The sequence below is a fragment of the Pseudidiomarina fusca genome (assembly GCF_032227045.1).
GTDB classification, from domain to species: Bacteria; Pseudomonadota; Gammaproteobacteria; order Enterobacterales; family Alteromonadaceae; genus Pseudidiomarina; species Pseudidiomarina fusca.
The window spans coordinates 65,829-89,407 of sequence record NZ_JANFPJ010000001.1; the positions used below are offsets into that span (position 1 = coordinate 65,829).

The following is a 23,579-nucleotide window of genomic DNA, read 5'->3' on the forward strand; positions in this document are numbered from 1 at the left end:
CTATTAGGTATCCCATCTAAGTGACAACCTGAGGTATCCATGGCTATTATTCGTCAGTCTGATTTTATTGAAAGCATTGAAGATGCGTTGCAATACATTTCTTATTACCATCCACTTGATTTTGTTCAGGCATTAGAAAAAGCCTATCACCGCGAACAAAGCGAAGCTGCTAAAAATGCCATCGCACAGGTGTTAACGAACTCTAGAATGTCAGCCCAAGGGCACCGTCCAATTTGCCAAGATACTGGTATTGTCACTTGTTTTGTGAAAGTTGGCATGGGAGTGCAATGGGACAAGACTGATATGACAGTACAGCAGATGGTGGATGAAGGCACACGCCGCGCTTACACTAATCCAGATAACCCATTACGTGCATCGATTGTGGCGGACCCAGCAGGCAAGCGAAAAAATACTGGCGATAACACCCCGGCCGTAGTGCATATTGATATGGTTGCTGGCGATCACATCGAAGTGATGATTGCCGCCAAAGGGGGCGGTTCGGAAAACAAATCCAAAATGGTCATGCTCAATCCTAGCGATAACATCGCTGACTGGGTAGTGGAGACCATGCCTAAATTAGGCGCAGGTTGGTGTCCACCGGGTATGATTGGGCTAGGAATCGGTGGTACGGCAGAGAAATCTGCGGTGCTAGCTAAAGAAGCTCTGATGGATCCTGTTGATATTCAAGAGCTATTAGATCGCGGTGCGCAAACTGCCGAAGAAGAACTGCGCTTAGAAATTTATCATCGCGTGAACAAGTTAGGGATTGGTGCCCAAGGTTTAGGTGGTGTCACCACAGTGATGGATGTGAAGATTAAATCTGCACCAACTCATGCCGCATCAAAACCGGTTACCTTGATTCCGAACTGTGCAGCTACACGGCACGCACACTTTGTTTTAGACGGTTCTGGTCCGGCGGACTTACAACCACCTAAATTAGAAGACTGGCCAGATATTACCTTTGAGCTAGGTGATAACGTACGTCGCGTTAACTTAGATACCGTAACCCAAGCGGATATCGAAACATGGAAGACCGGTGAGACTGTGCTGTTGTCGGGTAAAATGTTAACTGGCCGCGACGCAGCACATAAGCGAATCAAAGATATGCTGGATCGCGGAGAGCAGCTACCGGTGGATTTCCGTAATAAGTTTATCTATTACGTGGGCCCTGTTGATCCGGTAGGTGATGAAGTAGTGGGTCCGGCCGGCCCAACTACTGCAACTCGCATGGATAAATTTACCGACATGATGCTAGAGCAGACCGGTATTCTAGGCATGATTGGTAAGGCTGAGCGTGGGCCAGCAACGGTTGCAAGTATTAAGCAACACAAGGCGGTGTACTTGATGGCCGTGGGTGGTGCAGCTTACCTTGTTGCTAAGGCGATTAAAAAAGCACGGGTGGTAGGCTTTGAAGATTTAGGAATGGAAGCCATTTATGAGTTTGACGTAGAAGATATGCCAGTGACGGTGGCAGTGGATAGTACCGGTGAAAATGCCCACGAGACTGGGCCAGCCATTTGGCGGGTAAAATTGGAAGCTGCCGATGCTTAACTTGCCGTTATGGCAGATACTAGTGAGTGTTGCTGGTATCGCGGCGATTGGCATGTTGTTAGCTTGGTTCGTCTGGGTGCCGCGTTTGCGCACCCAGCTGCGGCATCAACAACAGCATGCGCAGCAGCAACTGGACTTTGCCCAGCAACAGTTGGCTCAACTGCAACAGCAGTTACAACAGCAACAAAGTGATGCGGAGCAGCGGTTAGCCAAGGCTGAGCAACAGCGTGAGTTAGCTCAGCAACAGGCTCATACTGCGCAAGCTAAGCTGGCCGCCTTAACAGCTGAGTTGCAAGCAAAACTTGCTAGTGCAAAAGAAAAGCAACAGCTGCTAGAAGACAGTGAAGAGCGCTTAAAACAGCAATTTGAGCGTTTGGCACAACAGATTTTTGAGCAAAAATCTGAGCGTTTACAGCACACGAGTAAGCAAACGCTAGAAACGACTCTGGCACCTTTTAAGCAGCAACTTGAGGCTTTTAAAACTCAGGTGAGCCAGCAATACGCTGATGAAATAAAGCAACGTTCTGCGTTATCAGAGCAGGTGAACTCGTTGCGTGAACTCAATCAGCAGATGGCGGCCGAAGCTGAGGCCTTAACTAAAGCATTAAAAGGTGATGTAAAAACTCAGGGTAACTGGGGCGAGGTCGTGCTTGAACGTATACTTACCCAATCAGGTTTACGCGAAGGCCATGAGTATGAAACCCAAAGTCATTATCGTGATGACGATGGTAAAAGTTTTAAACCTGATGTGATTGTGCACTTACCTCATGCCAAAGACGTAGTGATCGATTCAAAGGTCTCACTGGTTGCCTACGAGCGTTATTTTAACAGTGATGACGAGTTAGCCCGCGAACAGGCGCTGAACGAGCATGTCACGTCGCTACGAAATCACATTAAAGGCTTGGGTAAGAAGAATTATCAACAGTTAGACGGGGTTCGAACTCTTGATTACGTGTTGATGTTTATACCTATTGAACCTGCTTTTTTATTGGCTGTTGATAGAGATCCTGAGCTGATTCGACTGGCGCTAGACAACAATATTATGTTGGTAAGTCCAACCAATCTGCTGGTGGCATTAAGAACGGTCAACAATATTTGGCAATACGAGTATCAGAATCAAAATGCTCAGAAGATAGCTACAGATGCAGCAAAATTATACGACAAGTTTGTCGGTTTTATTGATGATATGCAGCGAATTGAAGGTAGTTTAGATGCTCTTCGTAAGCATTACGATGGAGCGATGAACAAACTTTCTACGGGGCGTGGCAACTTAGTGGGTAGGGTTGAACAATTCCGTAAGATGGGAGTGCAAACCAGTAAGCAACTTGATCCTAAATTACTACAAAACGAAACTACCGACGATAATGAGTGATGGTTCTATTTGGATGTACAAAAAAGCCCGCTATAAGTAACGGGCTTTTTATTTGTGACCGTATTAACGGTTAAACCAGAGAACCCCACAAATCGTACTCGTCTGCATGCTCAATGAGCACCTCAACACGGTCGCCAGGTTGTACGTTGTGTTCGCCATTGAGGTAGACCAAACCATCAATTTCAGGGGCGTCTGCATAACTACGGCCAATAGCACCTTCGTTATCAACCTCATCAATCAAAACGGTTAAAGTACGACCAATTTTAGCCTGTAACCTAGCTGCACTGATTTCTTGCTGCACTTGCATAAAACGTTCATAACGCTCTTGCTTAATATGTTCTGGCACAGGGTCAGGTAGATCATTAGCTTTGGCGCCTTCGACATCAGAGTAGGTGAAACAGCCCACTCGATCTAACTGTGCATCGCGCAAAAATTGGAGTAGCTCTTCAAATTCTTCGTCAGTTTCACCCGGAAAGCCAACGATAAAAGTGCTACGAATGGTTAAGTCTGGGCAGATTTTTCGCCAGTTTTGAATACGTTCAAGCGTGCGTTCTGCTGAACCTGGGCGCTTCATTAAGCGTAAAATACGCTTATTGGCATGTTGTAACGGAATATCCAAGTAAGGCAAAATTTTGCCCGCCGCCATCAGTGGAATCACATCGTCTACAGAAGGGTAGGGGTAGACGTAGTGCAACCGTACCCAGATGCCGAGTTTACCAAGGGCTTCGCACAGAGCAAGCATGCTGGTTTTAACCGGTTGGCCATCCCAAAAACCAGTCTTATGTTTTACATCCACGCCGTAAGCACTGGTATCTTGAGAGATCACCAGTAATTCTTTTACACCAGCATTTGCCAGTCGTTGGGCTTCGCTTAGTACATCACCAATAGGACGGCTGACTAAATCGCCACGCATGGATGGGATGATGCAGAAAGTGCAGCGATGATTACAGCCTTCTGAAATTTTTAAATAGGCGTAATGACGGGGAGTTAGCTTAACTCCAGTGTCTGGAACTAAGTTCTCAAACGGAACTCGCTCAGGTGTTGGCACGTATTTATGCACATGCCCCATTACTTCTTCATAAGCATGCGGGCCCGTAATAGCTAGCACGTTAGGATGAACTTCACGAATCTCGTCATCTTTGGCACCGAGGCATCCGGTGACAATTACTTTGCCATTTTCAGCCAAGGCTTCACCGATAGCATCTAACGATTCTTGTACGGCTGAATCGATAAAGCCACAGGTATTAACGATAACAAGGTTGGCATTATTGTAGCTGTTAACGATATCGTAGCCTTCGGTACGCAGCTGCGTAAGAATGCGCTCTGAATCGACTAAGTTTTTTGGACAGCCGAGGCTAACAAAGCCAATTTTTGCGCCAATATCATTGGCTGTTTCAGGGGTAAAGGTTTCAACACTCATGCCAACACTCTGCAAGTTTCATAAAATAGCCGCAGATTATAGCACCCACGGCTATTTGTTGCCTATGGCTACGAGCTGATCCGATTAAACTTAATATGATCTACCCACAATGCAGTGGCACCACAGACTGCGACTGGAATCATGATTAAGTTAACTAGCGGAATGGTCGCTAAAAAAGCAACTAAACAGCCAAAAGACAGGCTTTTACCTTGGCGCGCACTCAGTTCTTGGCGCATTGCTTTGAAGCTTATCTTATGATTATCGAACGGGTAATCAGCGTATTGAATGGTCATCATCCAACCACTAAACAAAAACCAAAGAACCTGACCAATAATAGGCACAAATAGAAGCAGTAAGCCAAAGGCTAATGCTCGAGGTATAAAATAAATGATTTTCTGAAACTCGCGACCAATAATGCGCGGGATATCTTTAATCATACCGCTAACACCGCCATCGACAGGGACAATCCCAGTAAGTTTATATTCTACTTTTTCAGCCAACAGGCTGTTAAAAGGAGAGGCGATAATATTAGCGACACTGGTAAAGGTGAGAGCAAAAATCAAGACCACGCCAATCACGATGAGTGGCCATAGTAAAATTTCTAACCAACGTAACCATTCGGGTAGCCAAGCCACCAATTGCGTAACACCGATACTGGTGTAGTGAAAGGTAGCGTAAATGGCCACAGAAAATAAGAGAATGTTAATGATTAGAGGAATAAGCACATAACGTCTTACTCCCGGCTGAAAAGCTAATTCAAATCCGCGCGCCACGTAGCTGGCACCAAAATCGCTGTAGGCAATCATTCTTGATCCTTGAGTTGAATTATCCATTGCAGTATATCTTGCCCAATGGCCGTTCTATAGGTCAAATTGTAAGGGTAAGTTACAAGCTTGAAAATAAGTAAATAGATTACAAATAACAGGAATATTTGCTAAGGTTTTGCTTGTATCTTTAACGGGGCCATGTGCACTTGTATGAGCTCACAATATAACGACAATAAATGCGCTTAAAATACATAAAACTCGTTGGTTTTAAATCTTTTGTTGATGCCACTAAAGTTCCTTTCCCACACCAGATGACTTGTGTGGTTGGCCCTAATGGTTGTGGCAAATCAAATGTCATCGATGCGGTGCGTTGGGTGCTGGGCGAGAGTTCGGCCAAAAATTTGCGTGGCGATGCCATGACGGATGTCATTTTTAATGGCTCAACGGCACGTAAACCCGTATCACAGGCTAGCGTTGAGTTGGTGTTTGATAATAGCGCCGGACGGATGCAAGGAGAATATGCAAATTACGCCGAGATTTCTGTTAAACGTCTAGTGACTCGCGATGGCCGCTCTGATTATTTTTTAAATGGGAGCAAATGTCGCCGTCGTGATATCACTGATTTATTTCTTGGTACCGGTTTAGGTCCGCGTAGTTACGCGATTATTGAACAGGGCATGATTTCGCGCCTGATTGAGTCTAAGCCGCAAGAATTACGTGTTTTTCTTGAAGAAGCCGCCGGTATCTCTAAGTACAAAGAACGGCGTCGAGAGACTGAAACGCGCATGCAGCATACTCGCGACAATTTAGATCGCTTAAACGATGTCCGTGAAGAACTGGGCAGTCAATTAGACAAACTGCAACGACAAGCCGCAGCAGCCCGCCGTTATAAAGAACTTAAACAGCAAGAACGACGTTATAAAAGTGAGCTACAAGCATTACGTTGGTTAGCAACGGAGCGTCAAGCCGAACAGTTGCGTCTACAACAAGCTGAACAAACCACAGAATTAGAGCGCTGGCTAACTGAGCAACGAGGTAGTGAGCGAGGCAGTACTGAGTTACGCGAGCAAACGGCACAGAGTAAACAGCAGTTAGAACAGGTACAACATCAGTTTTATCAACTAGGCAATGAGGTAACTAGGCTCGAGCATCAGTTGCAACATCACCAGTTACAACGACAGCAGCGACAACGTCAGCAACAACAGCTACAACAAGAATTAACGCAACTGTCAGAAACGCTGGCGCAAGATAACGATCAACATCAGGTATTGGCCGCGCAATTACTTGAACTTGAACCTGAGCAAGCGCTAACTGACGAACAAGTGGTTGAAGCTCAGCTCCGATTTGAACAACATGAAGAAGCTTGGTTAGCTTGGCAAGATGATTATCAAGCAGCATTGAATCAGGCGCAGCACCAGCTGCAGCAACAACAGCAATTACATTTGCAACACGAACGCCAACGAGACCAAGTAGCTAAGTGTGCAGAAGCGATTGATGCTAATCAGCAGCAACAACAGCAACTGCTAGCTGAACTTGAGCACTATAACCTAGCCGCTACGGATCAACAGCGACAGCAGTTACAGCAGCAGATTAATGCAGCACAACAACAGGTTGCAGCATTATCAGAACAACTGAATGTGCACCAACAACAGTTTGAGCAAGTTGAACAGCAACGCCAGCAGCAGCAAACTCAGCAGCAACAAAACTTAGGCCTGCAAAGTGCCTTGCAACAAGCCCTCAAACAAGGCACGCATGAAGCGACCACCATGGACGTGCAACATTGGTTGCAGCAGCACCAATGCCCAGCGTTGGGTCAAGTGCAACAATTACTGAAGGTTGAACAGAGCTGGCAGTTAGCGCTAGAACAACTGGTACAGCCCTGGCTGGGGGCATGGGTCATCACGCAGCCGTTGCCAGAGTGGCCTCTCTTCGCTGGTGCTCAAGTGGTACAGTTACAAGTAAAGCAGCCCCCAAAGGGGAGTGTGGCAGCGCTAGTAAGCGGACCTTTGCAACAATGGAGCTGGTTGCATTGCATTGCTGCCGTTGATGATGCGGCACAGGCGCAACAGTTGCTACAGCAAAACCAGTGGCTAGGTGCTATCAATCAAGCTGGGCAACTATGGTTAGCTGGAGGGTATCAAGCCAGCACAATGGATGCTGCTGCTAGTAAGCTCTTGCAGCAGCAACAGTTATTGCAGGTAGAAGCAGATCTAACTCGATTACAACAGCAGTTACAAGATTCCAGCCTTCGTAAACAGCAACTTCAGCAGGAGTTAAAGCTCCGGCATCAGGAATTGGATCAGGCCAAACAGACTTTGCACCTCTATCAAGCGGATTTACGTTCGATAGACGAGCGTTTTCAATGGCAACAACATCAGCAGCAGCAATTAGAGCAACGTCTACAGCAAGCCAAACAGCAGCACCAACAGTTGCTACAACAGCTCGTTACCGGCCAGCAGCAACAGCAGCAATTAGCTGAGCAGTGTGAGCAAGCAACGGAGCAGTTGCAGCCACTTGATGAGCAGCATTGGTTAACGCAACGCAATCACTTGCAACAACAACGTCAGCATTTACGTGAGGCATTAACAGCCCTACAACAAAGGCAAATGACGCAAGCAAGTGAGGTACAACAACTGCGCCAACAATTAACGCATTATCAGCAGTTAGCTCAACGAGCACGACAGCAACAGCAACATCTCCAAGCGCAGTTACAGCAATTGAAGCACCCAGAACAGGATGACGATACTGACGTAGAAATGTTAGCGCTAACGTTAGAAGAAACCTTAGCGCAACGCGAGTTGATTGACGAGCAACGACGCGACTTAGCTAATAAAGTGCATGAATACGAAGAGCAATTACGCCAGTTGACCAGCGGTGCTCAAGGAGTGCAGGCAAAGATTGAGCAAGCAAGGATGCGAGTACAAAGCACGCAAATGGAGCTAGCTGCAGTGCAAGAGCGTAGTCGCAGTATTTTAGCTGTATTAGCTGACCTGCAACAGTCACTTAAACCTATTCTTGAGGGGTTAGCTGAGGATGCTAACGAAACCGAGTGGCAAAGTAAGTTGGAACGCATCCAACAGGCTATCAGTCGCTTAGGTGCAATTAACTTGGCAGCTATCGAAGAAGCTGAGACACTAGCTGAGCGTAAGCAGTATTTGGATCAGCAGAATGATGACTTAGCGGCATCATTAGCAACGCTCGAGGGAGCTATTCGTACCATAGATAAAGAAACCCGACAACGATTTAAGGCAACCTATGATGCCGTGAATCATGGCTTACAAGAGCTGTTCCCAAAAGTGTTTGGCGGCGGGAATGCGTATCTTGAACTTACTGATGATGATTTACTTGAAACCGGAGTGACTATTATGGCGCGTCCCCCCGGTAAGAAAAATAGTACAATTCACCTGCTTTCTGGTGGTGAAAAGGCGTTAACAGCTTTATCATTAGTGTTTGCCATTTTTAGACTAAATCCAGCGCCATTTTGCTTGTTGGATGAAGTTGATGCACCTTTGGATGACGCCAACGTGGGACGTTTTTGTCGGTTGGTAGAAGAAATGTCGCAAAGTGTGCAGTTTATTTATATCAGTCATAATAAAGTCGCGATGGAAATGGCCTCGCATCTTGCCGGTGTTACCATGCAAGAACCCGGTGTATCGCGCTTAGTTGCTGTAGATATTGAACAAGCTGTAGCATTAACAGAGGCTTAGAGTACGATCCAATGCACCTGAGTGCGAGCAACATACAACAGGAATATCGACATAAATGAGTCACATGTTATGAATACAGTGCTGATTATTGGTGGTTCGTTATTAATTATTGCCATTATTGCTCATGGTATGTGGACCATTCGTAAGAATGAAAAACGCCAGCGTGAGCAAGTAGATGCTATTGCCAACAAACGGCGACAGGTGGATTCAGGGGGCTTTGATGATGATGGCGTAGGAGCGGTTCGGGTTATTGCTAGTGCTAGTGCTAGTGCTAGTGCTAACAAGAGCAAGACTACTACGCCAAAAAGCGGCGCCAAAGCGCGCCCCAGCGAAGCTAATAAACCAGCTCAAACCAATGAAACCACGCCGACTGTAACTCAGTCAGCAGCCGTGGTAGCGACGGCTGCCGAGGATGCGGCTATCCCTGCGGTGGCGTCCGATACCTCAGCAATTCGTGCTACGGATGATGGATTACCTGACGAGCTGCCTTTGGCGCCGATTCGGGCTGAACATGATGATTTGTTTGCGCGAGGTCAACAGCCAGCGAGCTCGGTTGCGGACAAAGCAACAGCCGCGGTTAAAAAAAACCGAGATTCAGCGCCGGCCGAAACACCGCAAAGTATGGAACTACCGTTACAACATAGTGAGCAGGAGCCGGTCCTAACTGAAGAACCAGAAGAAGTTATTGTGCTGCATGTGGTCGGTCATATTGAAGGCAGCGTGTTGTTGCAACAAATGACCGAGCTTGGATTTAAATATGGAGATTTCGATATTTTCCATCGGCACGTAGATACTGCTGGTACTGGCCCTGTGCTGTTTAGTTTGGCTAATATGTATAATCCCGGCACGTTTAACATAGACACCATAGAAACCTTTACCACAGGCGGGGTTGCCCTGTTCTTAGCGTTGCCGATAAAGAGTAATTCGATGACGGCCTTTACCATGATGCATAACGCCGCAGTCAAATTGGCAGCTGCTATCGATCAAGGCCAAGTGTTAGACGAGCACCGTAATCCGCTCACTCGTCAAGCGACACAGCACATTCATCAGCGCATTCGAGAGTTTGAACGCAAGCGCCTGATAAGTGGTAAAGCTTAAGCCAAATCAGACCAAGACAGTGAGTTATGACCAACGATTTATTTGCTGACCAAGATGCTAGCAACCAGACTAGCGCAACCCATACACAACTGCGCTATCAGCAGCTGGTGCAACTTATCATGCGTTACAATCAAGAATACTATGAGTTGGATCAGCCGAGTGTTCCTGATGCTGAATACGATCGTCTATTTCGTGAGTTACAGCAATTAGAGGAGCTCCATCCAGAGCTAGCTAGCCCCAGTTCACCCACCCAAAAAGTAGGTGGAAAGGCCTTAACGGCTTTCACCCAAGTGACTCACGAAGTACCCATGTTAAGTTTGGATAATGCATTTGATAGCACCGAATTTATCGCTTTCGCTGAACGTGTGGCTGAACGATTAGATAGTGCAGAGGCAATCAGCTTTTGCTGCGAACCTAAACTTGATGGCGCTGCAGTAAGTATTCTATACGAGCAGGGCCAATTAGTTAGGGCCGCAACTCGTGGCGATGGTCAAACGGGTGAAGACATTACTGAAAACGTTAAAACCATACGTAATGTACCGCTGCAACTGCAAGGAGATTTTCCGCAGCGCTTAGAGGTACGTGGTGAAGTCTTTATGCCGCTAAAAGGCTTTAATTCATATAACCAGCAAGCGGCAGCTGCCAGTGAGAAAGTGTTTGCGAATCCGCGTAATGCGGCAGCTGGTAGTTTGCGGCAATTAGATTCCACTATTACGGCAAAGCGGCCACTCCATTTTTATGCCTATAGTATGGGTGTGGTCAGTGATGAGACACAACTCGCAGGCACTCACTTTGGGCGATTGCAGCAACTACAGCAATGGGGTTTACCCATCAGTGATGAGATTAGAGTGGTTGCTGATGCCCATGGTGTTAATGCTTACTATCAAGATATTTTGCAACGTCGAGCTGAATTGAGATACGAAATTGATGGGGTTGTGATCAAGGTTGATGATATTGGTCAACAACAAAATTTAGGCTTTGTATCGCGCGCACCTCGTTGGGCAATTGCATGGAAATTTCCAGCTCAAGAAGAGCTGACGCAACTGTTAGGAGTGGATTTTCAAGTCGGGCGTACTGGTGCAATAACGCCGGTAGCAAGGCTTGAGCCAGTTACTGTGGCCGGCGTAGTGGTCGCCAATGCCACCCTGCATAACGCCGATGAAATAGCTCGGCTTGATATCCATATTGGCGACACAGTGATTATTCGCCGAGCTGGTGACGTCATCCCGCAAGTGGTACAGGTGGTGTTAGATAGGCGTCCAGCCTCTGCCCAGTCAATTCAATTTCCTCAGCACTGCCCGGTGTGCGGATCGCATATTGAACGTGCAGAAGGCGAAGCAGTTGCCCGTTGTACAGGTGGACTTATTTGTGCAGCACAGAGGCGTGAAGCCTTGAAACATTTTGCCTCCCGAAAAGCAATGGATATCGATGGACTAGGTGATAAGCTAATTGAGCAACTGGTCGACAAAGAGTGGGTGAAATCGCCCGCTGATTTGTACCGTTTAAATACTCGTGAATTAGCTTTCTTACCTCGTATGGGAGAAAAATCGGCTGATAAAATAGTAGCCGCTATTGCCGCAAGTAAACTTACGACCTTGGCTCGATTTATTTATGCCCTTGGTATTCGAGAGGTAGGCGAGGCTACTGCGGCTAATTTAGTGGCTCACTTTGCGTCACTCGAGGCCTTGCAACAGGCTAGTTTAGAAGAGTTAGAGCAGGTTAGTGATGTTGGCCACGTGGTAGCAAACCATATTTTTCAGTTCTTTCGAGAGCCGCATAATCAAAAGGTGATTGACGAATTGCTTGAACTTGGCATTCATTGGCCGGCGGTGACTAAACTGAGTAGCAGCGAGGCTACATTGGCAGGTCATACTTACGTGTTAACTGGCACTTTGACCCAATTAACGCGTGACCAAGCTAAGCAAGCTTTGCAGGCGCGAGGAGCTAAAGTTGCGGGAAGTGTATCAGCAAAAACGACGGCAGTGATTGCAGGCGATAATGCGGGTTCAAAATTAGCCAAAGCTGAGCAACTCGGTGTGAGTGTACTCAGCGAAGATGATTTAATTCAGTTAATACAGCCAGATTAACTTTGTGAGCTTAGCCGGGTGACATCAACAAGCAGTTTAAGTTGTTGTCCCGGCTGAAGGTATTTACTGCGACTAATTTGGTTCCATTTTTCAATATCCTGAATACTGACATTAAAGCGCGAGGCAATGCGAGCAAGGGAATCACCGGCCCGAACTTTATATTGTACACTGCGGACTACACCGCTAGCTTTTTGTTGTTGCGGTAACCATACCACCAACGTTTTACCTGGGCGCAAAGGGTCGGTTGGCGCCATACCATTCCAGCTCGCCAACGAGCGTAAATTCACTTCGTATTCACGGCTGATATCCCACAAAGTATCTCCGCTGACCACAGTATGCTCTATTTTATAAGCTCCGCGTGTTTGTGCTTGGGTACTTGCTAAACGCTGATCTGCGGACAAGCTGTAATCGTCTAAATCGCGAGTGGCCACCGGCACTAATAAATGATCACCAGCGCGAATAATATGACCATTAATATTATTGGCTTGTTGAATGGCTTGGGCAGTGGTGTGATAACGTTTTGCAATCACCAATAAGCTCTCACCCTGCTTTACCTTGTGGCGTGTCCACTGCACTAGCTCACTAGCATCTGCGCTGTTTAGCCATTGTTGTAACGTTTCTGCTTGTGGTAGCGGTAATAATAAGCGATGCGGGCCGTTAGGATCCGTGGCCCAACGATTATAGGCTGAGTTATAGTGATGGAGGGTGTCTAAATCTATGCCGGCTTGCTCAGCTGCTTTGGCTAAATCGATTTGAGCGTTTGCTTCAACCACCGCCAAAAATGGCATATTGGCAATCGGTAACCAGTGCTGTGCATACTCATCGTGATTGCGTAAAATATCAGCTAAGGCTAACAATTTGGGTACGTAAGCACGAGTTTCACGAGGTAAGTCAAGGGCCCAAAAGTCAGTTGGTAAGCTTTGCTGTTTATTGCGACGAATAGCGCCCGCGACACGCCCTTCACCAGAATTGTAGGCGGCTAAAGCATGCAACCAGTCGCCATCAAAACGTTTTTGTAGTGCATCTAAATAATCTAAAGCAGCGTGAGTTGCAGCATAAACATCACGTCGACCGTCGTACCACCAATTGATCTCCAAGCCATAGTGGCGTGCAGTTCCTGGAATAAATTGCCAAATTCCAGCAGCTCGACCATGGGAGTATGCAAAGGGATCAAAGGCGCTTTCCACAATAGGGAGTAAAGCCAATTCTAATGGCATGTCACGCTTTTCAATTTCTTCCACAATCATGTACATAAAAGGTTCAGCGCGCTTAGCCACTCGCTCCATATACTGTGGATTATTCATGTACCAGTTGCGTTGGCTAATGAGTCGCTGATTTTCTGGAGCTTGCATGGTTAGCTGGCGGCGAATACGCTGCCACAAATCGGCCTCTTGTTGTGGGCTTAGTTGCTCTAACTCAAACGTTGGCTGATCGGTAAATACCATCAGGGAACTTGTGGTGGTGACAGGCTCTGCAGGTTCTGCTACCTCATTGGCTAGGTCTGTGTTTACATTCACAGCAGAGCTAGCTGTTTTGTTATCAGCGGTAAGGTTACAACCTACAGTACTTACTGAGGTTAATGCGCAGAGTGTTAAGGCCAGCCATTTATTCATCTTGTAGTTATTTCCATTATTAATGCAAATTGCAGTTTACGGTATTAAAAGTTGTCTTTCCAGCGCCTTAATCGAGCAAATTCTGCGACCGACTGAGCTCGCAGAAATGGATTTATTTCCAATTCTTTCCCTAGTTGGCTTGGTAAGCTGCTTAATCCTTGCTGGCGTTGCTGTTTAACCCATCGTTGATGCATGAGCAATGCTTGATTCTCTGGTTCAGCTGCTCGCGCGAAGCGCAAATTTGCCTCGGTGTATTCATGTGCACAATAGACGTTGGTACTAGCTGGTAGTTCAGCTAAAGACTGTAAAGATTGCTGAAATTGCTCAGCGGTACCTTCGAACATGCGTCCGCAACCAGCTGAAAAAAGGGTATCACCGCAGAATAAGTAACCGGGAGTATAAAAGCATAGGTGATCTAACGTATGCCCTGGTGTGGCAAAGACTTGCCATTGGTTATCAAGCTCAGGGAGACGGAAGAGCTGACCATCATGCAAAGGATCGGTAATGCAGGCAATGGGTGTGGTTAAAGGTGCTGCCAAGGCTGGATCTGGGCCGAAGACTGGGATGGGCTGTCGCGGATAAGCCTCCAGCAAAGCTGCGATGCCATCGGTATGATCCCAATGATGATGGGTGATTAATATGGCTGCCAATGCCACTTGTTGTTCTGCAAGCCACGCAAGGACAGGCTCAGCGTCACCAGGGTCAACAATAACCGCAGCCGACCCCACCCGTGCTTGAATAGCCCAAATATAGTTATCATTAAAGGCTGGGATAGCTGAAACTAACATAAAGAATCTCCATCAGGTAAGTCGCATTAGATTACGCTTTCACCAGATTATCGCTTGAATAACTGTTTGATTAAAGTCTACTCTGAATGGAGCCTAACTTAGGAGTATCAATATGTGGTTTGAACCGGCGTTGCGACCTGATATCGCAGCAGGCCCGACTGATTGGCAGCAGCTTGTTCATGGCATTTGGCTGCGCGAACAAATCGAACAGCAACTAGATCCTCATTTGACCAAAATGTTTGGTTACCATTTTGTTCGTGTCGGCCAGTTAGCGCAGCAATTACAACTGACCCAAATACGCATCGGACACGAACTCCAAGTCGCTAAACAGTTGCCAGCAGAAGTGCTGGCTGACACCAATCATTGGCCTTTTGCCGAACATAGTCTGGATGCCATTCTCATGGTTGCAGAGCTTGAATTTGAGCGTGATCCGCATCAAGTACTGCGAGAGATGAGTCGTAGTTTAATTGCAGATGGGTATCTGATATTGGTAGGGTTCAATCCTTTTAGTCCCGCATTATTGCCAGGTCTTTGGCCTGGGCGAGGTGATCGTTTTCCGTGGTGTGGACGTTATTTTAGCAAAGCGCGAATTAATGACTGGCTTGCGCTGTTAAACTTTGAAATAATCACCAGCGAGTATTTTGTTCCAAGTTTATTTATTGAGCGTTTAAACCCAGCTAATAGTGTCTTGCAGCGTCTTTATCAGTGGTTTCCGCAACTGGGTAGCATGTATCTGGTGGTGGCGCGTAAGCGTGAAATGCCGTTGACGCTAACCCGCCAACGGGCACCCTTAAAAGCGAAACTGAAGCAGATGCCAGTGGCAAATAGAGTGGAGTAGTAATGGCAATTTTAGCGGCACTAATTATCGGTTTGAGTTTGGGATTGTTTGGTTCAGGCGGCTCTATCCTTACCGTCCCTGTGTTGTTGTATTTACTTGGTTTTGCTCCAGATATGGCGATTGCCGCATCTTTATTAATCGTTGGAGCGATCAGTTTGGGAGCATCGATACCGAACTTAACCAAACGCATTATTAGCTGGCGGCATGTGGCCTTTTTTGGTATCCCAGGAATGGTAGGAACCTATGCCGGTGCTTGGCTGGGCGGTTTGTTAAACCCAACCATTCAGTTGGTTACTTTTGCGATACTAATGCTGCTAGCAGCGGTCATGATGTGGCGTAAACGAGCTGCCGTAAATCCTGCGCCAGTAGCAATCAATCCTGTAAAGATCATCATTGAAGGCACCGTGGTTGGTATTATTACTGGCTTCGTCGGAGTAGGTGGTGGTTTCTTAATTGTGCCAGCCTTGGTCTTACTTGGCGGACTTAATTTAGTTGCTGCAGTGGCAACAAGCTTGGTGATTATTGCGCTAAAATCTTTTGTAGGCTTTTTCAAATATTACGAAATCCTAATAGCTAAGGGTTTTGAGTTCGATTGGCCAGCTATTACTGTGGTGATTATTGGCGGTATTGTTGGTAGTTATGCTGGTGGTTGGTTAGGAAAACGGATTGCCACTGCACCATTGCAAAAGGGGTTTGCTGTGTTTCTAGTGATCATGGCGGCTTTTGTGCTCTGGCAAAGTTTGTAGGTGACTGAAGCAACTGCTGTTTAGCAAAGATAACAGGGTTCAAAAGAACTCCAAAATAGCTGGTTAAACAATGTACATTATGGAGAAATGATCATGATTAATTCCCAAGATTTGTGTGCACGAGCTCGTGCTAATGTTAAAGAAATCGATGTCCATACCTTGCAACAAAAAATTGCCGAAGGTGCCCGAGTGATTGATGTGCGGGAACCTGCTGAGTATGCCGTTGGCCATATTCGGCAAGCGGTAAACATGCCACGAGGCGTGTTAGAAATGCAAATTAACCAGCATCCGGCTGTAGCTGGCTACGATGATGCCTTACAACGTATTGCAGCTGAACCCTTGTATTTAATTTGTCGTAGTGGTGGACGTTCGGCGCTGGCAGCAGAATCTTTGTTACGGATGGGATTTGATGCCGATAAGGTGATTTCAGTAGCAGGTGGCATGAATGCATGGGAGGAAGCTAAATATCCGCAAGTTGCTGGAGAGTAATCAACGTGAAGGCTTAGTTGTGACAAAGTCAGTTTGAGGAACTGGCTCTATCTCAATTTAGCAATATAGGTTGCCAGCAGTGGGCAGAACTACGCCTACGAGGGCCACAACCGCCGCGTTAAGGTGGCGGGCAACGGTGATACCCGCTACTATCTCTACAGCCGGTCGGGGCAGCTGTTATTGAGCGAAGACAACGGCGTTCAAACGAACTACATTTACCTTGGCAATAGGCTTATCGCTGAGGACCGCCAGGCAACAACCACCTTTATCCATACAGATAGGTTGGGCAGCCCGGTAGCACGAACCAACAGCGCAGGAGCGGTAGACCTTAACGCGGTGGTTGTAGGTATACCTCATCTAACAGTATCCGCTCCGTTGTAAGCGCAAGGCGGCCGTTTGTTTGTCGTCACGCTCTGGATAGGTGTGTTTTAAGTAGTAGAGCGCAGCATTAAGTTAAAACATTTTGGGTATTCGTAAAAGTGGGTTGTAGAGCGCCCTGCTGCCCGTCGATGCGCACGCATCAACATTCGTAAAAGCGTGTTGCTTTCTACTGAAAGACGGTGCATAGTTATACCATCAAAAATCGCAAAACGGTGTTGGTCATGAGTGCAGAAATCAAGTCTCTTGTTCTGGATACTTGGGCAGGCCGCCGCTATTACGCCGTCGAAATTGTTGGCCAGACTCCCAAGAAAGTGCGAGTTCGTGTTCTCACGCCGGGCGGCGTCATGCTGCCGGGTCGCCGCTACGTCAATTGTGGCGAGACTGTTTTGGTTCCCAAGCACGCAGTTGTTGACCTCCCCAAAGATACTCACAAGGTCGAACAGGGGTACTACGACGGCCATTTAAATGGCTATGGAGGCGTGGTTGATGCCCGCTAATATTCTGAACCTCCCGCAGTACAGGGTGCTGCGGGTTGAGGAAACCGACCACGATTACCACGTCACCGCCGAGCCGGTGGACGTGTCATCAAGCTGTCCGCACTGTCAGTCCGACCGCCTGACCTCGTGGGGCACCCGTCAGCAGGTGTTCAAGGACTTACCCATGCACGGCAAGCGCGTGGGCATCTACATCGACACCAAGCGGCTACGCTGCCAAGCCTGCGGCAAGACCTTCTCGCAGGCGCTGCCAGTGCTGGCCGAGAACCGGATGATGACCGACCGGCTGGTGAAGTGGATCGGGCAGCAAGCATTGAAACGCACCTTCACCTCGCTGGCCGACGAAACCGGCGTGGTCGAAGGGACGATCCGCAACATCTTCCGCGACTACATCAACGAGCTTGAGCAGACCGTCCGCTTCGAGACGCCGAAGTGGATGGGCATCGACGAAATTCACATTATCAACAAGCCGCGCTGCGTCGTCTCGAACATCCAGAACAACACCATCGTGGACATGCTCCAAAACCGGAACAAGGACACGGTGGCGAAGTACCTGTTCAAGATGCCGAACCGGGACAAGGTGCAGTATGTTGCGATGGATATGTGGACGCCCTACCGCGATGCGGTGGGCGCGGTGCTGCCAGACGCCACCATCGTCATCGACAAGTTCCACGTCCTCAGGATGGCGAACGATGCGATGGAGAAGACCCGCAAGGGGCTACGAGGCGAACTGACTATCAAGCAGAAGCGCGGGCTGATGCACGACCGCTTCGTGCTTTTGAAGCGCGAGCGCGACCTGAACGACCAGGAGCGGCTGCTCCTGGACGGCTGGACAAAGAACTATCCAGCTTTGGGAGAAGCCTACCGGCTCAAAGAGGACTTCTACGGCATCTACGAGGCCGGGACGCCAGAGGAAGCCATGCGGCGCTACGAGGCGTGGTACAGGGCAATATCGACCGAGATCAGACCCTACTTCGCCGACCTGATCCGCGCCTTCACGAACTGGCAGCCCTTCATCCTCAACTACTTCGAGCACCCCGTCACCAACGCCTACACCGAGAGCCTGAACAGCTTGATCCGGGTGATGAACCGGCTGGGGCGCGGCTACTCGTTCGAGGCGCTACGGGCCAAGATTCTCTTCACCGAGGGCATCCACAGCAACAAGCAGAAGCGACCACGGTTCGAGCGCAAGCGCGAGGCGGAGCCGGTCGAAATGGGATATGGACTGCCGGACGATGCCATCGGCTACGGGTTGCCGGTGATGGAGAAAGTGCGCTCGATGCGTCCGCCCGAAGCCTACGACCCACACAAGCACGAGAAACGGGAGAAGAACTACGGGGCGGACATTTCAACACTCATCCGCATGATCGAGGCGGGGGAGCTTTGACCCCCGTCCCAACCCACTTTTACGAATACCCAATAAATCTTACAAAGAACCCTGGTTATTGGTGTCATCGTTACCTGAGTGTCTTGACTATGCGGATAAAATCGCCAAATGCTACAGCAGCCGGATGCAAATTGAAGAAAGCTTCCGAGACCAAAAAAGCCCGCGCTATGGCTTAGGGAGTGACTTGCACGGCACCAAATCCAAGTCACGTTTGAACTTATTAGAGTAGCGCTTCGTTGCAATTTGATGGTCTGATGCAGGCTATGCGGGTTTGCTTCAAAACTGAAACAGGTAGACCACCATCTCAACAAAAGCGCACAACCAGGCCATGCGCTTCCTCCCAGGGGGAAAGGACCACTAAATCGGTTGGGCGAGAGCTTGAAGAGAGCTGCGCATAATTTGTGTGTGCTCCTCTTTGTTGCCACCCTCAATTTCAATTTGTGCTAAGCGACCAGAGTTTTCGACCACCATTTTACAGCGCTCATAGCGTCTTTTCTGAAAGCTGGCTAAGGCGAGTTCTGCGGTGTGCTTTGTAGCTAACTCTTCAGCAAGCACCAATGCATCCTCGATGCCAATACAGGCACCTGAAGCTAAATGAGGTGTTGTTGCATGAACTGCATCGCCGATTAGCACGATCCGATTTTTGTACCAAGGCGCCGGCATTAGCACACGTTCCAGTGGTCTATACTGGATTAACGAAGTTTCATTTAACATCGAAGCCATTTGTTGCACCAGCGGGGCAGGGAATGCTTTTAAGAGTTCTTTTAGCCCAGACAAAAAAGTCGACGGTTCGATAAAATCGTTATTTACGCGATTTTCTGTCAGGAAAAGATACATAGAATCAGCTGACATTGGATTAACGCCAACCTTTAGATGCTGACTTACCCACATCATGGTGTTGTTTACTTCTGGCAGCCGAGGCAAAACTGCCCGCCACACACCTTGTCCAATGTACTCGGGCGGCTGAGCGTTCGGAAATACAGCTTTGCGCACCTGCGATAGTAGGCCGTCTGAACCGACAACTAGATCATAGTTTGCGCTGGTACCATCAGAAAAGGTGACAACAACGCCATTCTCTGAGTTTTCAAGTTTAGAGAATGTGATACCGAGTTTAACATTAGTACCAGCCTGCCGGGTCTTCTCTGCAAGAATTTTCGCCAAAGCCGGTCGCATAATAGCGCCTGAGCCCGGTAATTCATCTCCGCCAATCGGAGGTGTAGGGATGTGAGCCAAATGCACACCGTGTGGTGCATGAATGTCCACGCCGCTATGTGCGCTGCCGGTTTTGTGAGCAGCTTGCTAATGGTCAGTTGATCAGACTGTTAGCTGATGTCACTGCGCTCCCTGAACCTATTTCAATCCTGTATCCGCAAAGCCGCCATCTTTCTCCGGCTATTCGTGCTTTTATTGACTGGTGTACAGAGATCATCAGAAATGAAGCCTATGGTTGGTGAGTCTGGCACAGAAGTGCTGGTATGCGGTAATACCTGATATTTACACATGCTATATTCTTGGGTAGAATCTGCAGCTTCTCTTTGGGGAGTAGCCGGCTTTCGAACGTTGTGTTGAAAGCGCCTGTATCAACATACTCGGTATTACCGTGGTGCAGGCAACCGAATTGGTAGGCGAGACCAACGGGCAACCCGCGCCGTCAAGGCCGGACGCATGGGCTGTTCGTTGTATGTCTTATCGGCCGGAGTAACTTCCATGAATCCTGTTTCAATTCTTTTACTTGGCCTTGCCATGTCTACCGATGCTTTTGCCGCTGCTTTGGGTAAAGGTGCGGGAATGCTTAAACCACGACTTTCAGAAGCTCTGCGTATCGGTTTGATCTTTGGTGTAGTTGAAGCCATAACTCCTGTTATCGGATGGCTGCTCGGCTCTGCAGCTTCCAGCATTATTGAAAATATCGACCACTGGATTGCCTTTGGATTGTTGTCTGCTCTTGGTGTTCATATGATTTATAAGGCCCTTAAGGCTGATGACACCGCTGAAGCAGAAAGCATGGAGAAAAAGGGATTACTACCTATTCTGCTGACAGGACTTGCAACCAGTATTGATGCTATGGCGGTAGGTGTCGGCCTTGCTTTTATCGAGGTAAACATTTTCATCATTGCAGGGGTAATCGGATTTTGTACCTTTGTGATGGTTACGATAGGCATTATGGCCGGAAGAGTTCTTGGATCGTTAATAGGAAAGCGTGCCGAAATTGCCGGAGGCATCATTCTTGTCTTAGTCGGCACGACTATCCTTTATGAACATTTGAACGCAGTATCGTAGCCAGTCATGCTGTTACAGCCAGCGGCGCACACTGGCTGTATAGCGGGTGTATTCACTACCAAACTGAGTTGTTAATATTTCTTCTTCAGGTTTAATCTGAAACATTGTCAGATACCAGATGAATACCGGAATACAGGCAAAGGCAGATAACTTACCCAGGAAAAATGCCCAGGCCAGCAACAGTAACAGAAAACCTAAGTACATAGGGTTACGGGTATAGTGATAAATCCCTGTGACAACCAATGAACTGGCTTTTGCCGGATCTGTCGGATCGACAGTAGTTCTGGCCAGCCGGAAAGCCAGAACACCTGCCAAGCAGATTATGATACCAAGCAGTGCCAGTATGGTTGTGAGCAAAAAAGATAGCGCTATGCCAGGAAGATACATTCCGGCAGGAACGGCCCACATCATACCGGCAATCAGCAAGGTTAGGGCAACTGGCGGCACTTTCAGAGCCAGTTGCTGAGAGCAGGAATGCCATCGTTTTTTATATTGAGTCATGTTATTCCGCTATGTTTTTGGCTGGAGTATAAGCCAGCAGACGCAGGGCGTTAAATACCACAATCAGTGTTGAACCTTCATGTACAGCCACCGCAGCACCGATGCCCAGCCCCATTATGGTTGCTGGCACCAGTAATGCTACGATACCAAGGCTGACAAATACATTCTGCAGAATAATGCGGCGGGTACGACGGCTTAAATCTACCGCAAAAGGCAGATGGCGCAGGTCGTCTGCCATCAGGGCAACATCTGCGGTTTCCAGTGCAACATCAGAGCCGGCTGCGCCCATGGCAATGCCGACACTGGCATTCGCCATAGCCGGTGCATCATTAACACCATCACCCACCATCGCAACCTGGGTTGTTTCGCGTAATTTACGGATAGCAGTGACTTTATCCTGTGGCATTAAATCGCCCCAGGCTTCATCCAGGCCAACTTCTTTTGCCACAGCTTCTGCAACCTGCTGGTTATCACCGGAGATCATAATCATTCTTGAGATACCCAGCTGCCGTAAGGTCGCTAACGCAGCTTTAGCGGCAGGGCGGGGGGTATCCATCAGGCCAATAGCGCCTAAATCGCGCTCTCCGTGGCGTATTGCCATAACAGTACGGCCACTGTTGCGCAAATCATTGATGGCTTCTGTTGTCTGCGGGTTTAGTGGCGCGATAGCTTGACCGGTTTCTTCATTACCAAACATCTTGGCTTTGCCAATCCAGACCGTTTTTCCATCCAGTTGTGCACTTACTCCCAAACCGGCATAGCTTTGCAGGTTTTCTGCCTGGGCTGGTTCTTTACCGGCCAGCCGTTTGCGGCCATCACGGGTGATTGCTGCGGCCAGCGGGTGGTCACTCAGTGCTTCTACTGCAACGGCTACACGCAGCAGTTCTTCTTCTGATACACCTTGTGCCACAACAATATCGGTAATATGCGGGCGGCCTTCAGTCAGCGTGCCGGTTTTATCAAACGCCATGGCGGTTAGTGCGCCCAGCTCTTCCAATGGTGCGCCGCCTTTAATTAATACGCCGCCACGGGCAGCTCTGGCAATACCGGATAATACGGCACTGGGGGTGGCAATGGCCAGTGCACAGGGGCTGGCGGCAACCAGTACCGCCATGGCACGGTAAAAACTATCGCGGAAAGGCTCGTCAATAACGACCCAGGCAAACAGCAATATCACGACCAGTCCCAGTACGGCGGGCACAAAAATACGCTCGAATTTATCGGTAAAGCGTTGAGTAGGGGACTTGCGTATCTCTGCTTCGCTCACCATCTTGACCGCACGGGCCAGAGCGGAATCGCTGGAGCGGCTGGTCACTTCTATCTCAATGGCTCCGCCACCATTTATGGTTCCGGCGAACACTTTGCTGGCAGCTTCTATAGAATCCGGGCGCTTGCGGGCAAACTCCGGATCATCAACCGGGTGTTTATCAACCGGAATACTTTCCCCGGTAACCGGCGCCTGGTTAATGCTGCTGGTGCCTTTAATCAGAAAACCGTCTGCAGGCAGGCGTTCGTTGGGGCGAACGACCACAATATCGCCCACTTCCAATGTTTCTACCGGAATTACCAGCAGTTGCTCATTACGGCGAACCATCGCTGTTTTAGGGGCCAGCTCCGCCAGTGCTTCGATAGCCCGTTTAGCTCTGCCCATGGCGTAGTGTTCCAGCGCATGTCCCAGACTAAACAAGAACAATAACAAGGCACCTTCAGCCCAGGCACCCAAAGCAGCCGCACCAGCCGCCGCAACCAGCATCAAGGTGTCAATTTCAAAACGTTTATGGCGAAGGTTTTCAATTGCTTCACGCAGGGTAAAAAAGCCACCGAAAAAATAGGCGCTAAGGTAACAGATAAAAGGTAGCCAGGCAGGCGTACTTGCTGACACTTTACCGATAATAAAACCAGCCGCCAGCATAAAACCACTGGCAAGTGCGAACAAAAGCTCTGTATTGGCGCCTAAAAAACCGGCATGTGAATGGGGTTCTGTCTCAGAATGAGAGTGATCTTTATGTTTATCGCTCATATCGGCTCCTTATATCTCACCTTTATACTATACCCCAGTA

18 protein-coding genes, 2 pseudogenes and 1 riboswitch are annotated in these 23,579 nt (G+C 48.3%); of the genes and pseudogenes, 13 read left to right on the top strand and 7 right to left on the bottom strand.

All coding sequences use genetic code 11. From position 1 onward, the window contains the following. Positions 1–39 precede the first annotated feature (39 nt). Together NOG12_RS00380 and rmuC are read left to right on the top strand one after the other, a co-directional pair. A complete protein-coding gene (locus NOG12_RS00380) occupies positions 40–1,551 on the top strand; it encodes a fumarate hydratase (protein ID WP_110076228.1) in 1,512 nt (503 codons plus the stop codon). Continuing rightward, positions 1,544–2,923: a DNA recombination protein RmuC gene (rmuC, locus tag NOG12_RS00385; RefSeq protein ID WP_313932107.1), complete on the top strand. Its 1,380-nt coding sequence runs from the start codon at positions 1,544–1,546 to the stop codon at positions 2,921–2,923. The genes NOG12_RS00380 and rmuC overlap by 8 nt, the downstream gene beginning before the upstream one ends. Positions 2,924–2,993: 70 nt before the next feature. On the opposite strand, the gene rimO is transcribed toward rmuC, so the two are convergent. Then, a complete protein-coding gene (gene rimO, locus NOG12_RS00390) occupies positions 2,994–4,343 on the bottom strand; it encodes a 30S ribosomal protein S12 methylthiotransferase RimO (protein WP_110076230.1) in 1,350 nt (449 codons plus the stop codon). Positions 4,344–4,411: 68 nt separating this feature from the next. Then, entirely contained in the window at positions 4,412–5,176 is a 765-nt protein-coding gene (gene cysZ, locus NOG12_RS00395) for a sulfate transporter CysZ (protein ID WP_313932108.1), read from the bottom strand. A gap of 170 nt (positions 5,177–5,346) precedes the next feature. Here cysZ and NOG12_RS00400 point away from each other — a divergent pair, with 170 nt between their 5' ends. From NOG12_RS00400 to ligA, 3 genes are all read left to right on the top strand, one after another. Next, a complete protein-coding gene (locus NOG12_RS00400) occupies positions 5,347–8,817 on the top strand; it encodes a chromosome segregation SMC family protein (RefSeq protein WP_313932109.1) in 3,471 nt (1,156 codons plus the stop codon). 69 nt (positions 8,818–8,886) lie between these two features. Continuing rightward, the gene (gene zipA / locus NOG12_RS00405; protein ID WP_313932110.1) at positions 8,887–9,915 is read left to right on the top strand and encodes a cell division protein ZipA; all 1,029 of its coding nucleotides are present in this window, start codon (positions 8,887–8,889) and stop codon (positions 9,913–9,915) included. Positions 9,916–9,941: 26 nt separating this feature from the next. After that, entirely contained in the window at positions 9,942–12,002 is a 2,061-nt protein-coding gene (ligA, locus tag NOG12_RS00410) for an NAD-dependent DNA ligase LigA (RefSeq protein ID WP_110076234.1), read from the top strand. Here the strand turns inward: ligA and NOG12_RS00415 are convergent. Together NOG12_RS00415 and gloB are read right to left on the bottom strand one after the other, a co-directional pair. Next, complete coding sequence (locus NOG12_RS00415) at positions 11,999–13,615, bottom strand: LysM peptidoglycan-binding domain-containing protein (RefSeq protein ID WP_313932111.1); 1,617 nt, start codon at positions 13,613–13,615, stop codon at positions 11,999–12,001. The two genes, ligA and NOG12_RS00415, sit on opposite strands and share 4 nt — an antisense overlap. 44 nt (positions 13,616–13,659) lie before the next feature. Then, positions 13,660–14,403, bottom strand: coding sequence for a hydroxyacylglutathione hydrolase (gene gloB, locus NOG12_RS00420; protein WP_313932112.1), 744 nt, complete (start codon positions 14,401–14,403; stop codon positions 13,660–13,662). A gap of 112 nt (positions 14,404–14,515) precedes the next feature. On the opposite strand from gloB, the gene NOG12_RS00425 reads away from it, so the two are divergent. The 6 genes and pseudogenes from NOG12_RS00425 to NOG12_RS00450 form a co-directional block, all read left to right on the top strand. Next, the gene (locus NOG12_RS00425) at positions 14,516–15,241 is read left to right on the top strand and encodes a methyltransferase domain-containing protein (protein ID WP_313932113.1); all 726 of its coding nucleotides are present in this window, start codon (positions 14,516–14,518) and stop codon (positions 15,239–15,241) included. A gap of 2 nt (positions 15,242–15,243) precedes the next feature. After that, positions 15,244–15,987 (top strand): sulfite exporter TauE/SafE family protein, encoded by a 744-nt coding sequence (locus NOG12_RS00430; RefSeq protein ID WP_110076238.1) that lies wholly within the window; start codon positions 15,244–15,246, stop codon positions 15,985–15,987. Positions 15,988–16,080: 93 nt separating this feature from the next. Next, the gene (locus NOG12_RS00435; RefSeq protein WP_153826766.1) at positions 16,081–16,476 is read left to right on the top strand and encodes a rhodanese-like domain-containing protein; all 396 of its coding nucleotides are present in this window, start codon (positions 16,081–16,083) and stop codon (positions 16,474–16,476) included. Positions 16,477–17,078: 602 nt separating this feature from the next. After that, the gene (locus NOG12_RS00440) at positions 17,079–17,354 is read left to right on the top strand and encodes a hypothetical protein (RefSeq protein ID WP_137910630.1); all 276 of its coding nucleotides are present in this window, start codon (positions 17,079–17,081) and stop codon (positions 17,352–17,354) included. Next, on the top strand, positions 17,344–18,738 hold the full coding sequence (locus tag NOG12_RS00445) for an ISL3 family transposase (protein ID WP_105793888.1): 1,395 nt from the start codon (positions 17,344–17,346) through the stop codon (positions 18,736–18,738). Before NOG12_RS00440 ends, NOG12_RS00445 begins: the two co-directional genes overlap by 11 nt. Before the next feature lie 16 nt (positions 18,739–18,754). After that, positions 18,755–18,961 (top strand): annotated as a pseudogene (locus tag NOG12_RS00450) (IS4 family transposase); the annotation flags it as partial. A gap of 134 nt (positions 18,962–19,095) precedes the next feature. Here NOG12_RS00450 and NOG12_RS00455 read toward each other — a convergent pair. Next, positions 19,096–20,016: pseudogene (locus tag NOG12_RS00455) on the bottom strand (FAD-dependent oxidoreductase); the annotation flags it as partial. On the opposite strand from NOG12_RS00455, the gene NOG12_RS13345 reads away from it, so the two are divergent. After that, positions 20,010–20,192: a LysR substrate-binding domain-containing protein gene (locus NOG12_RS13345; protein ID WP_418055291.1), complete on the top strand. Its 183-nt coding sequence runs from the start codon at positions 20,010–20,012 to the stop codon at positions 20,190–20,192. The pseudogene NOG12_RS00455 and the gene NOG12_RS13345 overlap by 7 nt on opposite strands. A 71-nt stretch (positions 20,193–20,263) precedes the next feature. Beyond that, positions 20,264–20,438: riboswitch (yybP-ykoY riboswitch) on the top strand. A 7-nt stretch (positions 20,439–20,445) separates the two neighbouring features. Further along, complete coding sequence (locus tag NOG12_RS00460; protein ID WP_008984046.1) at positions 20,446–21,018, top strand: manganese efflux pump MntP; 573 nt, start codon at positions 20,446–20,448, stop codon at positions 21,016–21,018. A gap of 12 nt (positions 21,019–21,030) precedes the next feature. Here the strand turns inward: NOG12_RS00460 and NOG12_RS00465 are convergent, their stop codons facing one another. Beyond that, positions 21,031–21,519 carry a methyltransferase family protein gene (locus NOG12_RS00465; RefSeq protein ID WP_008984045.1) on the bottom strand — a complete coding sequence of 163 codons (489 nt, stop codon included), beginning with the start codon at positions 21,517–21,519 and terminating at the stop codon, positions 21,031–21,033. A 1-nt stretch (position 21,520) separates the two neighbouring features. Then, positions 21,521–23,539, bottom strand: a complete 2,019-nt coding sequence (locus tag NOG12_RS00470; protein ID WP_313932114.1) for a heavy metal translocating P-type ATPase — start codon at positions 23,537–23,539, stop codon at positions 21,521–21,523. Between the last annotated feature and the right edge of the window lie 40 nt (positions 23,540–23,579).

Coding starts and splice junctions, on each gene's coding strand:
- NOG12_RS00430 (WP_110076238.1), top strand. CDS start 15,244: ATGGCAATTTTAGCGGCACTAATTATCGGTTTGAGTTTGGGATTGTTT.
- gloB (WP_313932112.1), bottom strand. CDS start 14,403: ATGTTAGTTTCAGCTATCCCAGCCTTTAATGATAACTATATTTGGGCT.
- zipA (WP_313932110.1), top strand. CDS start 8,887: ATGAATACAGTGCTGATTATTGGTGGTTCGTTATTAATTATTGCCATT.
- NOG12_RS00380 (WP_110076228.1), top strand. CDS start 40: ATGGCTATTATTCGTCAGTCTGATTTTATTGAAAGCATTGAAGATGCG.
- NOG12_RS00425 (WP_313932113.1), top strand. CDS start 14,516: ATGTGGTTTGAACCGGCGTTGCGACCTGATATCGCAGCAGGCCCGACT.
- rimO (WP_110076230.1), bottom strand. CDS start 4,343: ATGAGTGTTGAAACCTTTACCCCTGAAACAGCCAATGATATTGGCGCA.
- NOG12_RS00415 (WP_313932111.1), bottom strand. CDS start 13,615: ATGAATAAATGGCTGGCCTTAACACTCTGCGCATTAACCTCAGTAAGT.
- NOG12_RS00460 (WP_008984046.1), top strand. CDS start 20,446: ATGAATCCTGTTTCAATTCTTTTACTTGGCCTTGCCATGTCTACCGAT.
- NOG12_RS00400 (WP_313932109.1), top strand. CDS start 5,347: ATGCGCTTAAAATACATAAAACTCGTTGGTTTTAAATCTTTTGTTGAT.
- rmuC (WP_313932107.1), top strand. CDS start 1,544: ATGCTTAACTTGCCGTTATGGCAGATACTAGTGAGTGTTGCTGGTATC.
- cysZ (WP_313932108.1), bottom strand. CDS start 5,176: ATGGATAATTCAACTCAAGGATCAAGAATGATTGCCTACAGCGATTTT.
- NOG12_RS00445 (WP_105793888.1), top strand. CDS start 17,344: ATGCCCGCTAATATTCTGAACCTCCCGCAGTACAGGGTGCTGCGGGTT.
- NOG12_RS00440 (WP_137910630.1), top strand. CDS start 17,079: ATGAGTGCAGAAATCAAGTCTCTTGTTCTGGATACTTGGGCAGGCCGC.
- NOG12_RS00465 (WP_008984045.1), bottom strand. CDS start 21,519: ATGACTCAATATAAAAAACGATGGCATTCCTGCTCTCAGCAACTGGCT.
- NOG12_RS00435 (WP_153826766.1), top strand. CDS start 16,081: ATGATTAATTCCCAAGATTTGTGTGCACGAGCTCGTGCTAATGTTAAA.
- NOG12_RS00470 (WP_313932114.1), bottom strand. CDS start 23,539: ATGAGCGATAAACATAAAGATCACTCTCATTCTGAGACAGAACCCCAT.
- ligA (WP_110076234.1), top strand. CDS start 9,942: ATGACCAACGATTTATTTGCTGACCAAGATGCTAGCAACCAGACTAGC.